Origin of the sequence: Actinomadura sp. SCN-SB (genome assembly GCF_043906805.1) — a bacterium.
In the GTDB taxonomy this organism is placed as follows: Bacteria; Actinomycetota; Actinomycetes; order Streptosporangiales; family Streptosporangiaceae; genus Spirillospora.
This window is the reverse complement of record NZ_JBIMPP010000054.1, coordinates 42874-55345: the sequence shown is the minus strand read 5'-3', so window position 1 is coordinate 55345 and position 12472 is coordinate 42874. Positions and strand designations below refer to the sequence as shown.

Here is a 12472-nt window from a genome sequence, read left to right as displayed (position 1 = left end):
CAGTGGCGGCCTCAGTGGCGGCCTCAGTGGCGGCCTCAGAGGCGGGCGGCTCGGCTTTGCCGAAGCTGGGCGGCGCGACCGGCGCCGGAACGGGGGGCGTCCCCGCGTCCTGGGGCCGGTCACCGGCCTCATGAGATCCAGACATAGCCACGAAGTATTCGTCCAGGTCAGTTTTGGAAGGGCTTGCCCTCGGTCTCGCGGTAGTGCAGCGCGAAGCTGAGACCGCTTCCCCGGATGAGGTGCTGCCCGAAGGTCGAGACCACCGAATGGTACTTGGTGGCGACCCTCTTACCATCCGGGCGCTGCACCCAGGTCATCACCAGGTAGTGCCCGCGCGCCTCGGCGGTGCCGAGGGCCTCGCCCCTGCCGATCGTCTTGCTGTATCCGGCGCCGCGCAGCGGCTTCAGGAAGGCGTCCTTGGCGGTGGCGGCCCTCTGCGCGAGCTTGGCGGCGCCCTCGGTCTCCAGGTTGAACACCCCGACCGTTCCGACCAGCAGCCCGTCGCGGCGGGCGTAGGTGGCGCGGAGCACCTGCGTGCAGCGGCCCCTCTTCATCGCCACCGACAGCTTGGCCCCCTCGACCGCACCCGTGCAGGAGCGGTGGATGTGCCAGGCGGTGCGCACGTACTTCTTGCCCGAGCCGGTGAACGCGGCCTTGCCGAACGCCTCCTTCAGCGACAGGGCGCTCGGGTCGGTCGCGCGGCTCTTGAGCTTGACCGGCTCCAGGGTGGGCTGGGTGGGGGACGCCTTGACGGCCGGTGACTGCGCAGGGTTGGCCGAGGCGTTCCCCGCTTTGGCCGACGAGTCGTCCCGAAGCATCGAGGAGAGCACCACGCCGCCCCCGACGAGCAGCAGTCCGGCCGCCGCCGCACCTCCGACGATCAGCGGCAGGCGCCGCCTCTCCCTCGGCATGCCACCGCCCGGACCCGGCATCCCCGGCTCCGGCATCCCAGGGCCATGCATGCCCTGGTCGGGGCGGTTCGGGCCCGGCATCCCGGGGCCTTCTTCGTACGCGCCGCCGTAGGTGTCGTCGCCGAAGCCGCCGGGTGACCTGAAGCTTCCGCCGGGCGAGTACGGCACGTTCGGCGGAGGCGCGTACGGGTCATCGTCTCGGGGCGGGCCGGGGAAGCCGTTGCCCTGCCGCGTCCGGTAGGGCGCGCCAGTAGAGGCGGGCTGGGTGAGGTCGGCCCGGTCTTGCTTCCAGGGCGCGTCGTAGGGGGACGCCTGGCCTCCCTCGGCCGGCCAGCCGCCCGGTTTGCCTTGATCGCCCGGATAACCCATGGGTCGGACCTTACCGTTCCCTTCGTCTGGTAGCTGACCTAACGGAACAACACCATGACATGGGGAAGAACGCAGCGCGGCTGGTTTGGGAAAGGTCACATGCCGCCGGTCAGGGGTCTAGACCCAGCCGAAATTCTGCGTCCAGTAGGGGCCGCCGGGGCCTTGGGCCATCCCGACGCCGATCGCCCGGAGCTTGCAGTTGAGGATGTTCGCGCGGTGCCCGGGGCTGTTCATCCACCCCTGCACCACGGCCGCCGGGGTTGCATAGCCCTTGGCGATGTTCTCGGCCCCGGGCTGGGAGTACCCGGCCGCCTCCATGCGGTCCCACGGGCTGTCGCCGTTGCGGGACGTGTGGTCGAAGTAGTTGTGCGCCGCCATGTCCGCCGAGTGCCGCTGGGCCGCGAGCATGAGCTTCTCGTCGATCCGCAGCGGAGAGCAGCCCTCCTTGGCCCGCTCCTTGTTGGTGAGGGTCACCACGGTGGTCTCGGCCACGGTCGCTCCGCCGACGCGGGGGGTGCCGCCGCCGGACGATGCGCCGCCCGGACTCGCGGACTTCGACGCCTCCGGACGCGGTGTCGCGCCTTTCGTACCGCCCGGGAGAGGTTTGAGGGGCGGGGCGCTCTCGCTGGGCGACGGGACGGGGGCCGCGTCGACCGCGTCCGGGCGCGCGCCGAGGTCGGTGCCGGGCGGGGGAGGGGCGTTCTCGGGCGCCGCCCGTCCCGCGGAGACGGGCTCGGACCGCAGCTCGGGAAGGACGAGCCGGTCCAGGGCCACGCCGGTGCCGACGGCGAGGGCCGAGGCGGCGGCCACTGCCGTGACGGTCAGGGCGCGCTTGGGGCCGGAGCGCCGGTCCGGCCGCCTTCTGGAGCGGCCGCCGGCGCGATGTCCTGACGGGCGGCGGTCCTCGTCCCGGTCGCGGCCGGGACGGTGCGGATTGGTGGTTGCCGCGGGGTAGGTCGGCATCGGCGGGGGCTCCCGGGTTCTCGTCGGCACAGCGTCGTTGGCACCTGCCGTGCCGGCAGGGCCTGGCCGACGTCGCCGTGATGGACCGGTCGCGCGAACCTTATCCCGATAAGCCACATACGTCCCGGCAATCCCTCAAAGAAACGATCACCTGGCGCGGTCCGGCTCACTTTGCCCAGCGCCCCTGCGGCCGGGTATGCTGACCTACTGCTGTATGCGGTGACGCCTGTCCTCGGGCGGGCCGCGAATCGCCGGTGTCCTCCGCGTCGTTCGCTGTCGTCAGCTGTCCTCGGTTGTTCGTCAGTTCGCGCGGATCCGGATCACCGGTCTCCCGGGAGCGCCTGGTCGGATCAGCCTCTGATCGGCGCGAGCAGGAATCCGCTGAGAAAGTCGACGAGAAACGAAGGCTACGACCGTGCGCACGTACACCCCAAAGCCCACTGACGTGCAGCGTCAGTGGTACGTCATCGACGCGACCGATGTCGTGCTGGGTCGGCTCGCCAGTCAGGTCGCGCAGCTGCTTCGGGGTAAGCACAAGCCGATCTACGCGCCCCATCTCGACACCGGTGACTTCGTCATCGTCGTCAACGCCGAGAAGGTGGCGCTGTCCGGCAACAAGCTCGACCAGAAGCGTGCTTACCGGCACTCGGGCTACCCGGGCGGCCTCCGCTCGATGACCTACGCCGACCTGATCCGCAAGCACCCCGAGCGGGCCGTCGAGAAGGCGATCAAGGGCATGCTGCCCAAGAACTCCCTCGGCCGGAAGATGTTCGGCAAGGTCAAGGTCTACGCCGGTCCGGACCACCCGCACCAGGCGCAGAAGCCCGTGCCGTTCGAGATCACCCAGATCAAGCAGTAACGACATCCCGCCGCCGCTCGCGCGGTGGCACCGGCCCGCGCCGGCGAGCGCGCGGCCGGGACCCGAAACAGTGGCCGCCGGGGCACCCGACGAACGACACCGGGCCCGCCGCCCTGGCTAGAAGACCCCAAGGAGAACCGTGACCGAGTCCGCCGCCGAGACGTCCGCCGAGGGCGTCGAGTACGACTCGTACGAAGACGCGCCGTCGGAGTACACCACCGAGACCCCGGAGGCCGCGGACACCGGCTACCTGGGCCAGCCGGTCGCGACCGGTCCCGCCGCCGGCACCGGCCGCCGCAAGCAGGCCATCGCCCGGGTGCGGATCGTCCCCGGCGAGGGCAAGTGGACCATCAACGGCCGCACCCTCGACCAGTACTTCCCCAACAAGGTGCACCAGCAGATCGTGAACGAGCCGTTCGTGCTGCTGGGCCTGGAGGGGCAGTTCGACGTGCTGGCGCGGGTGAACGGCGGTGGCACCACCGGTCAGGCCGGCGCGCTGCGGCTGGGCATCGCGCGGGCGCTGCAGTTCGCCAACATCGAGCACCGCCCGGCGCTGAAGAAGGCCGGCTTCCTCACCCGCGACGCGCGGGTGCCCGAGCGGAAGAAGGCCGGTCTCAAGAAGGCCCGTAAGGCTCCGCAGTACAGCAAGCGTTGATCGCAGTACGAGCCGCCGCACCCCATGGCGTTCTCGCGGCCGGTCCCCATGGCCGGCGGCAGGGTGCGGCGGCTCGTCCGCTTTCCGGCCCCCTCTCCGCTCCCGCATGGCCCGTGCGCCCTGTACGCCCCGTGCGCCCTCTGCACGCGGTACGGCGGCATCCGGCCACTCGAAGAGCGCCATGCGGGCCGGGTCCGGCTGCTTTCATGGCCTTCATGACAGACGACCGCGAAACGACGCGCCCGCGCGCGTGCGGTCGGGTCACCACCCGTGGACGCGCGCGCCGTCCGTCCAGGACGTCCGGGACGACCGGGCATGCTTGCCGCGGATACGGGCACAAGATCGACCGCGCGCCGGACGGGGCGCGCTCTGGGCTCGACCGCGCGGATCCGGCGAACCGGCGTTCCGGGGGTGTCCCGCGGTCTCTTGTTCGTATCGGGAGTTGAACAGTGGGTCGTCTCTTCGGGACCGATGGGGTGCGCGGGCTCGCCAACCGCGATCTGACCGCGCCGCTGGCCATGGACCTGTCCGTCGCGGCGGCACGGGTCCTGGGCGAGGCGGGCGCGTTCGAGGGGCATCGTCCCGTGGCGGTGGTCGGGCGCGACCCGCGCGCCTCGGGAGAGTTCCTGGAGGCCGCGGTGGTGGCCGGGCTGGCCAGCGCGGGCGTGGAGGTGCTGCGGCTGGGGGTGCTGCCGACCCCGGCGGTCGCGTACCTCACCCACGCGCTGGACGCCGACCTCGGCGTGATGCTGTCGGCCTCGCACAATCCCGCTCCCGACAACGGCATCAAGTTCTTCGACCGCAGCGGCTTCAAGCTGCCGGACGAGATCGAGGACCGGATCGAGGGGGCGCTCGGCCAGGACTGGGAGGCGCCCACCGGGTCCCTGGTGGGCCGTGTCCGGGACGCGCACGGCGCCGTCGAGCAGTACGTGGCGCACCTGCTGAGCACGGTGCCGGTGTCGCTGCACGGGCTGCGCGTGGTGGTCGACTGTGCCAACGGCGCGTCCTCCGACGTGGCGCCCGAGGCGCTGCGCCGGGCCGGCGCCGACGTGATCGCGATCGGCGCGGCCCCGGACGGGCTCAACATCAACTCGGGCTGTGGCTCCACCCACCTGGAGGCGCTGCAGAAGGCCGTGCGCGAGCACGGCGCGGACGTGGGGATCGCCAACGACGGCGACGCCGACCGCTGCCTGGCCGTGACCGCCGACGGCGAGCCGGTGGACGGCGACCAGATCATGGCGATCCTGGCGATGGACCTGCTGGAGTCGGGACGGCTGACCGGTGAGACCGTCGTGGCCACCGTGATGTCCAACCTCGGCTTCAAGATCGCGATGCGCGGCGCGGGGATCGAGGTCGTGGAGACGGCGGTGGGCGACCGGTACGTGCTGGAGGCCATGAAGGAGGGCGGGTTCGTCTTCGGCGGCGAGCAGTCCGGCCACGTGATCATGCTGGACCATGCCACGACGGGCGACGGCGTCCTGACCGGCCTGCACCTGATCGCGGCGATGGCGCGCAGCGGGCGCCCGCTGGACGAGCTGGCCAAGGTGATGACCCGGCTGCCGCAGGTGCTGGTGAACGTCAAGGGCGTCGACAAGTCCCGTGCGGGCAGCTCGCCGGAGCTGGCCAAGGCCGTCGCCGAGGCGGAGGCGGAGCTGGGCGGCAACGGGCGGGTGCTGATCCGTCCCAGCGGCACCGAGCCCATGGTCCGCGTGATGGTGGAGGCCGCCTCGGAGGAGCAGGCGAGCGCGACCGCCGACCGCCTGGCCGAGGTCGTCCGCACCGTCCTCGCCTGACGGGGAACGACCCGGGAATAAGGTGATCAGATGAGCAGCGAGTCGAACGAGCCGAACGAGACGGCCGAGCAGGCCGAGCAAGCCGGGCAGGGGGGTAAGCGCAAGGCGCTGCCGCGGGTCCGTACCGAACGCGGCGTGGGGGCGCGGGCGACCGGGGCGACGGTCACCGGGGCGTCGGCCACCGGGTTCACGCTGCGGGCGGGCAACGCCTTCGGGTCGCTGGCGCTGGGCTCGATGGCGCTGGGAGCGCTGGCCGTCGGCGCGGTCGCCATCGGCAAGCTGGTGGTCAAGCGCGCGGTCGTCCACCATCTCCAGGCGGGGACGGTCGAGATCAAGCACCTGAAGGTCGGCCGCCTCGACATCACCGAGTGATCGGCGCCCCCGCCGGGTGATCAGCAGCTCGCGGTGAAGGTCCGCAGGGCGTCGCGGTCGGCGCGGGTGACGGGAAGCCCGTACTTCTTGGCGACCGCGACGTACCGGGCGGCGTAGTCGCACTGGAACGCCTTGCGCGGCTTCCACTCGCCGGGGCCGGAGTCGCTCTTCTGGCGGTTGGGGACGCCCCAGACGGCGAGCAGGTTGTCGTGGTCGTTGGCGAAGCGTTCGCGGCGGTCCTCGTCCCACTCCGAGGCGCCCATCCGCCACGCCAGCGCGAGCGGGTAGACGTGGTCGATCTGCACCTCGTCGGCGTCGGACTTGACGAACGCGATCGTCCTGCCGGTGTAGGGGTCGTGCAGCGTCCCGGCGACGACGACGCAGTCTCCGCGTTTGCGCACGTCCCGCAGGTCACGGGCGAGGACGTCGTTGCGCTGGTCGCAGCCGTTGCGGTCGATGTCCTTCCAGCGGGTGCCGAAGCGGTCGCGGTCGTAGCCGCCGCCGGGCCGTTCCGCCGCGACCCGCAAGCCCTCCAGATCGCGGACCAGGCGCGCGGTGGACGACACCCGCGGGGACGCGGCTTCCGCTGAGGGATCGTCCGACAGGCCCACCTCCACGCTGCACCCCGCCACGCCCGTGGCAAGGGCCAGCAGGACGGCCGTCGTCGCCTTGGGCCACGGCATCCCCTCACCCGCCTTCATCTGTACCGTCGCATTGTCCCCGCTTTGCCGGACTTTACCGATGGGGCGCGGCACGCGATACGGCACCATGTGGGGGGTGCTGCACTTGAGAGCGATCGTGCCCGAGGACCGTACCGACGCGGTCTGCGCCGTTCTCGCGGGCTGCACGGGCGCCACCAACGTGGTCGTCCTGCCGGGCGCGGCCCGGTCCCCCCGCGGCGACCTGGTCACCGCCGACATCGCGCGCGAGTCGGCGAACGAGGTCATCGAGGAGTTGCAGGGCCTGGGCATCGAACGGGACGGGTCGATCTCGTTCGAGCACATCGACCTGTCGCTGTCCAGCGGCGCCGAGGCGGCCGAGCTCCGCGCGCCCGGCCACGGCGACGACGCGGTGGTCTGGGAGGAACTGGAGCGGCGCACCGAGGACGACAGCAGGATGACCTGGTCGTTCCTGGTGTTCCTGGTGCTGGCCACGCAACTGGCCGGGATCGCCGCGCTGATCGACTCGCCGGTGCTGGTGGTCGGCGCGATGGTGCTCGGCCCGGAGTTCGGCGCGATCGCCGCGATCTGCTTCGGCCTGCTGCACGGCCACGGCCGCCGGATCCTGGTCGCTCTGCGCACGCTGGTCGTCGGGTTCGCGCTGGCCGTCCTGGTCACCTACGTCTGCGCGCTGGTCTCCCGCCTGATCGGGGTGATCGAGTTCGACCGGCTGCCGGAGTCGCGTCCCATGACCGCGTTCATCTACAGCCCCGACCGGTGGTCGTTCATCGTGGCGCTGCTGGCGGGCGTGGGCGGCGTGCTGTCGCTGACCTCGGGCAAGTCGTCGGCGCTCGTGGGCGTGTTCATCTCGGTGACCACCGTCCCCGCCGCGGGGAACCTGGGGGTGGCGCTGGCGCTGGAGCACGGCACCGAGGTCACCGGGTCGCTACGACAATTAGGCGTCAACGTGGCGGGCATGATCATCGCGGGCACGCTCACGCTCCTCCTGCAACGATGGATATGGTCGCTGTTCCTCCGGAAGAAGGGGATGTTCCCAAGGCGCCATGGCCCTCCAGAGGGACGTCCGGGTGCCGGCAGGGGACTAGGTTCATAACATGCCGATCATCGCGACCGACGCGCTGACGATGCGGTTCCCCCGGGTGACCGCGCTGGACGCCCTCTCCGTGGCCGTGGAGCCCGGCGTCGTCGGCCTGGTCGGGGCCAACGGGGCGGGCAAGTCCACGCTCATCAAGATCCTGCTCGGGCTGCTGCCGCCCACCTCGGGCCGCGCGTCCGTCCTGGGCCTGGACATCGCCCGCGAGGGCGAGGCGATCCGGGAGCGGGTCGGGTTCATGCCCGAGTACGAGTGCCTGCCGCCCGACGTCTCGGCCACCGAGTTCGTCGTCCACATGGCGCGGATGTGCGGGCTGCCGCCGACCGCCGCCCGTGAGCGCGCCGCCGACACGCTGCGGCACGTGGGCCTGTACGAGGAGCGCTACCGTCCCATCGGCGGCTACTCCACCGGCATGCGGCAGCGGGTCAAGCTGGCGCAGGCCCTCGTCCACGACCCGCAGCTGATCTTCCTGGACGAGCCCACCAACGGGCTCGACCCGGCCGGCCGCGACGAGATGCTCGACCTGATCCGCAGGATCGGCACCGAGTTCGGCATCAGCGTGCTGGTCACCTCCCACCTGCTGGGCGAGCTCGAACGCGTCTGCGACCATGTGGTGATCATCGATGGCGGCCGGCTGCTGCGTTCCCAGGCGGTCGAGGCGTACACCACGGAGAGCGGCGTCCTGACCGTCGAGGTCGACGAGGGGCGCGACGAGCTCGGGCGGCGCCTGTACGACGCGGGACTCTCGGTGCGCCCCGAGGGACGGTTCCTGCTCGTCGACATCGCCGGGGAGTCCACCTACGACGTCATCCGCGACACCGTGGCCGAGCTGGAGCTGCGGCTGGTCCGCATGGAGCAGCGCAGGCACCGCATCGAGGAGGTCTTCGCCACCGGGCCGCCAGGCCCGCAGGGCGGGGGCGCGCCGCCGCCTCCCGTGGACCACGCACCTCAGGGGGCCCCGCGATGAGCGTCAGCACGATCCACGACATCGGCTACCGGCACTACGAGGGCCGCAGGCTGGGCCGCGCGTACGTGACGCGGTCGCTGTACCTGCACAACCTGCGGGCCGCCTACGGTCTCGGCCGCCCGGCGCGGGCGAAGGTGATGCCGTTCCTCCTGGCCGCGATCATGCTGCTGCCCGCCACGGGCTCGGTGGCGGCGTTCGCGATCACCAAGGAGGCGGAGGCGCTGATCCCCTACGCCGCGTACGCGCCGACCATGCAGGCGATCATCGCGATCTTCATGGCCACCCAGGCGCCGGTGCTGGCCTCGCGGGAGCTGCGCTTCCACGTGATCCCGCTGTACTTCTCCCGCCCGGTGGGCCATCTGGACTTCGTGCTGGCCAAGCTGGGCGCCATGGTGACGGCGCTGTTCGCGCTGATGGCGGTGCCGATCACCGTCCTGTACGCGGGCGCCTTGGTGACCAGGGCGCCCGACCCGGGAGAGCATCTCGTGCGCTTCCTCACCGCGCTGGTGGGCTGCGTCCTGTACGCGCTGGTGCTGGGGGCGATCGGGCTGGTGATCGCGGCGTTCACGCCACGCCGCGGGTTCGGCGTCGCGGCCGTCATCGCCGTGTACCTGGTCACCGCGGCCTTCGTCGCGATCATCCAGGGGCTGGCGGAGATGGAGTCCAACTGGTCCCTGGCGGGCTGGGTCGGGCTGTTCGCGCCGTTCAACCTGGTCGACATCGTCCAGGTGCGGCTGCTGGGCGCGGAGAGCTCCTCGATCGCCATCGCGCCCGGACTGCCCGGCGGGCTGGTGGCGCTGGCGACGTGCCTGGGCCTGGCGGCCGGCTCGGTCGCCGTCCTGTACGCGCGGTTCCGGAAGGCGGGGCTTTCATGAGCAGCGGCGAGGCCGTTCAGGACGTCCGGAAGCCCTCCCCTGGGGGCGGCACGGTCGAACTCCGGCTGGAGGGCGTGTCCCGCTGGTACGGCAACGTGGTCGCGGTCAACGGGATCTCGATGACGATCGGGCCGGGCGTGACGGGCCTGCTGGGGCCGAACGGCGCGGGCAAGTCGACGCTGATCCACATGATGGGCGGCTTCCTGCCGCCCTCGTCCGGGACGGTCACGCTGGACGGCGCGCCGGTCTGGAAGAACCCGGACGTCTACCGGCGGCTCGGCCTGGTGCCCGAGCGCGAGACCGCCTACGACTTCCTCACCGGGTGGCAGTTCATCCTGGCGATGGCCAAGCTGCACAAGCTGCCCGACCCGGCCGAGGCGGCGCGGCGGGCGATCGCGCTGGTGGAGATGGACGACGCGGCCGGCCGCGCGATCGGCGGCTACTCCAAGGGCATGAAGCAGCGGATCAAGATGGCGTCCGCCCTCGTCCACGATCCGCCGGTGCTGCTGCTGGACGAGCCGTTCAACGGGATGGACCCGCGGCAGCGCCTCCAGCTCATGGACCTGATCCGCGGGATGGCCGCCGAGGGCCGCACCATCCTGTTCAGCTCGCACATCCTGGAGGAGGTGGAGCGGCTGGCCCAGCACATCGAGGTGGTCGTGGCGGGCCGGCACGCCGCCTCCGGCGACTTCCGCAAGATCCGCCGGCTGATGACGGACCGCCCGCACATCTTCATGGTGCGCTCCGCCGACGACCGCCGGCTGGCCGCCGCCGTCATCGCGGACGGCTCGGCGCGCAGCGTCCAGCTCACCGAGAAGGGCCTGCGCGTGGAAGCGGTCGACTTCCAGCGCTTCACCTGGCTCCTGCCGCGGTTGGCCCGCGACGCCGGTGTCCGCCTGTGGGAGGTCTCGCCCTCCGACGAGTCCCTCGAAAGCGTCTTCTCCTACCTGGTGGCCCGATGAACGGCCGCCCCCCGATGAACATCCGCCATGCACCGGGACGCGCAGTGAGCGAGGCAGGGAGAGCATGAACGCGACGATCGCGATGATCACGCTTCGGTCGATGCTGGGGCGGCGGCGCGCGCTGCTCCTGCTGGGGCTGCCGGCGCTGATGCTGGTGCTGGCGGGGATCCTGCGCGCGACCGGGATCGCCGACATGGAGGTGTCGGTCACCGTCCTGCAGCGCATCTCGCTGACGACCCTGCTGCCGCTGCTGGCGCTGATCGCGGGGACCGGGGTGATCGGCCCGGAGATCGACGACGGCCAGATCATGTACGTGCTGACCAAGCCCGTGCCGCGGCAGGTCATCGTGCTGACCAAGCTGGCGGTGGCGATCGGGCTGATCGTGGTGTTCGCGGTGCTGCCGACCCTGGTGGCCGGGCTGCTGCTGATCGGGACGGCCGAGGGACTGGCCTCGGCGTTCACGGTGGGCGTGCTGGTGGGCGGCGTCGCCTACGGCGCGATCTTCGTGGCGCTCGGCGTGATCAGCCGGAACGCCGTCACGGTCGGGCTGCTGTACGCGCTGGTGTGGGAGAGCCTGCTGGGCAACTTCGCGCCGGGCGCCAGGTCGGCGTCCGTCCAGCAGTGGGCGCTGTCGGTGACCGACGCGCTGACCGGTGTCGCGGACGTCACCTCGACGGTCGACCTGGGCGTGGCGGTCCCGCTGCTGGCGCTGGTGACGGTCGCCGGCACGCTGCTCGCCGTGGTGCGGCTGCGCTCCCTGTCGGTGGCCAGCGCCGAGTGAGGCCCGTGCGGCGTGGCCCGTGGCCGCCGACCGGAACGCCGCTGATGTCCGGCTTCAGATCCCAGGTCATCGTCCAGGCGGACGCGGCCGGATCCGAGGCTTGGGCCTGACGGGGGGCGCGGTCAGCCGCCGGTGAGGGCGGTGAGCTGAGCCAGGACCTCGGAGGCGATGACGGGGTCGAGTTCGCCGAACGCCGCGTCGCCCTTCACGCCCAGGGTCTTGTAGATCAGCACTTCGCGGATGGTCTGTTCGGGGAAGACGTCGACGGCGCCGGCGGCGATGCCGGGGTCGAGATAGATCATGATTGCGCGGTCGGGGGTGACCTGGAGGGAGATGTCGTGCTCGACGCCGCCGTCCTGCGGGATGCCGCGCTCCCAGCCGTACCTGATCAGGCCGAGGACCATGCCCGTCGGCACCCGCGCGCCCGCGAACGCGGCCAGCCGCGAGGCGGCGCGCTCGTCCCCGGTGAGGGCGTGGACGGGCCGGCCGAGCTGCGGGAACGGCTGGGTGATCTCGTAGTCGGCGAACAGCTCCGACCAGGCCGCGGCGTCCTCGCCGAGGTGCAGCGGGTGCGCGATGCCGATCCGGGCCGAGGCGGGCAGGGTGAACTGGGTGTCGGCGGAGTCGGCCAGGGTCCGGTCCTCGGCGATGCGGAACGAACGGTCGTCCGCGAGCCAGACCAGGCGGCGGGCGATGTGCCGGATGAGCGGGTGATCGGCGAAGGAGGCGCGGAACTCCTCCGGCGTCCAGCGGCGGCCGGCGACCATGGCGGCCTCCAGCCGCCGGATCTGGTCGGCGGCGATCGTGCGGACGTCCTTCTTGAGGGCGGCGTAGCGCCGGTAGGCGGCCGGGGCCTTGGGCGACTCCTCGCCGGGCTTCCCGTGCACGCCGGGGATCGGCGTCCCGGCCGACAGCGCCTCCTCGACGATCTCCGCCGGTTCGTCGCCGAACACCCGGGCGGCCTTCACCACCGCGTCCGCGCCGTGCTCCGCGGCCACCCAGGCCAGGGCGGCGGTGGCCTTGCGGCGGGGCGGACGCGCCTTCCCCACCGCGTCCGGGACCAGGAACGGCACCGTCGCCAGGCCATGGCCGGTGAAATAGTCCCGGGTGTGATGTACTTCGGGCGCCAGTCCGGGACGAGCGGGCGGATCCGTTCCTCGGGCCCCGTGGCGAGCATCGCGGCCTCGATCGG

General features: G+C 71.9%; 13 protein-coding genes. 9 read left to right on the top strand and 4 right to left on the bottom strand.

Going from position 1 to position 12472, the window contains the following annotated elements; genetic code table 11:
- Positions 1-167 precede the first annotated feature (167 nt).
- On the bottom strand, positions 168-1280 hold the full coding sequence (locus ACGWYJ_RS28485; RefSeq protein WP_395109482.1) for a hypothetical protein: 1113 nt from the start codon (positions 1278-1280) through the stop codon (positions 168-170).
- A 117-nt stretch (positions 1281-1397) separates the two neighbouring features.
- Positions 1398-2243: a CAP domain-containing protein gene (locus ACGWYJ_RS28480; protein ID WP_395109481.1), complete on the bottom strand. Its 846-nt coding sequence runs from the start codon at positions 2241-2243 to the stop codon at positions 1398-1400.
- A 415-nt stretch (positions 2244-2658) separates the two neighbouring features.
- Between ACGWYJ_RS28480 and rplM the strand changes: the two genes are divergently transcribed.
- From rplM to ACGWYJ_RS28460, 4 genes are all read left to right on the top strand, one after another.
- Positions 2659-3102, top strand: a complete 444-nt coding sequence (gene rplM, locus ACGWYJ_RS28475) for a 50S ribosomal protein L13 (RefSeq protein ID WP_395109480.1) — start codon at positions 2659-2661, stop codon at positions 3100-3102.
- A gap of 139 nt (positions 3103-3241) precedes the next feature.
- Positions 3242-3757, top strand: coding sequence for a 30S ribosomal protein S9 (rpsI, locus tag ACGWYJ_RS28470; protein ID WP_395109479.1), 516 nt, complete (start codon positions 3242-3244; stop codon positions 3755-3757).
- 449 nt (positions 3758-4206) lie between these two features.
- The gene (gene glmM / locus ACGWYJ_RS28465) at positions 4207-5550 is read left to right on the top strand and encodes a phosphoglucosamine mutase (RefSeq protein WP_395109478.1); all 1344 of its coding nucleotides are present in this window, start codon (positions 4207-4209) and stop codon (positions 5548-5550) included.
- 30 nt (positions 5551-5580) lie between these two features.
- Complete coding sequence (locus ACGWYJ_RS28460; protein WP_395109477.1) at positions 5581-5922, top strand: hypothetical protein; 342 nt, start codon at positions 5581-5583, stop codon at positions 5920-5922.
- 20 nt (positions 5923-5942) lie between these two features.
- Here the strand turns inward: ACGWYJ_RS28460 and ACGWYJ_RS28455 are convergent, their stop codons facing one another.
- Entirely contained in the window at positions 5943-6623 is a 681-nt protein-coding gene (locus ACGWYJ_RS28455; protein WP_395109476.1) for an HNH endonuclease family protein, read from the bottom strand.
- A 76-nt stretch (positions 6624-6699) separates the two neighbouring features.
- On the opposite strand from ACGWYJ_RS28455, the gene ACGWYJ_RS28450 reads away from it, so the two are divergent.
- The 5 genes from ACGWYJ_RS28450 to ACGWYJ_RS28430 all read left to right on the top strand — a co-directional run bounded on the left by ACGWYJ_RS28450 (position 6700) and on the right by ACGWYJ_RS28430 (position 11280).
- The gene (locus ACGWYJ_RS28450; RefSeq protein WP_395109475.1) at positions 6700-7695 is read left to right on the top strand and encodes a DUF389 domain-containing protein; all 996 of its coding nucleotides are present in this window, start codon (positions 6700-6702) and stop codon (positions 7693-7695) included.
- Between the two features lies 1 nt (position 7696).
- Positions 7697-8662, top strand: coding sequence for an ABC transporter ATP-binding protein (locus ACGWYJ_RS28445; RefSeq protein WP_395109474.1), 966 nt, complete (start codon positions 7697-7699; stop codon positions 8660-8662).
- Positions 8659-9537: an ABC transporter permease gene (locus ACGWYJ_RS28440; RefSeq protein ID WP_395109473.1), complete on the top strand. Its 879-nt coding sequence runs from the start codon at positions 8659-8661 to the stop codon at positions 9535-9537. The genes ACGWYJ_RS28445 and ACGWYJ_RS28440 overlap by 4 nt, the downstream gene beginning before the upstream one ends.
- Positions 9534-10499 (top strand): ABC transporter ATP-binding protein, encoded by a 966-nt coding sequence (locus ACGWYJ_RS28435; protein ID WP_395109472.1) that lies wholly within the window; start codon positions 9534-9536, stop codon positions 10497-10499. The genes ACGWYJ_RS28440 and ACGWYJ_RS28435 overlap by 4 nt, the downstream gene beginning before the upstream one ends.
- 64 nt (positions 10500-10563) lie before the next feature.
- Positions 10564-11280, top strand: coding sequence for an ABC transporter permease (locus ACGWYJ_RS28430; protein ID WP_395109471.1), 717 nt, complete (start codon positions 10564-10566; stop codon positions 11278-11280).
- 122 nt (positions 11281-11402) lie between these two features.
- Here ACGWYJ_RS28430 and ACGWYJ_RS28425 read toward each other — a convergent pair whose 3' ends face one another.
- Positions 11403-12353 (bottom strand): DUF4132 domain-containing protein, encoded by a 951-nt coding sequence (locus tag ACGWYJ_RS28425; protein ID WP_395109469.1) that lies wholly within the window; start codon positions 12351-12353, stop codon positions 11403-11405.
- Positions 12354-12472: the final 119 nt, after the last annotated feature.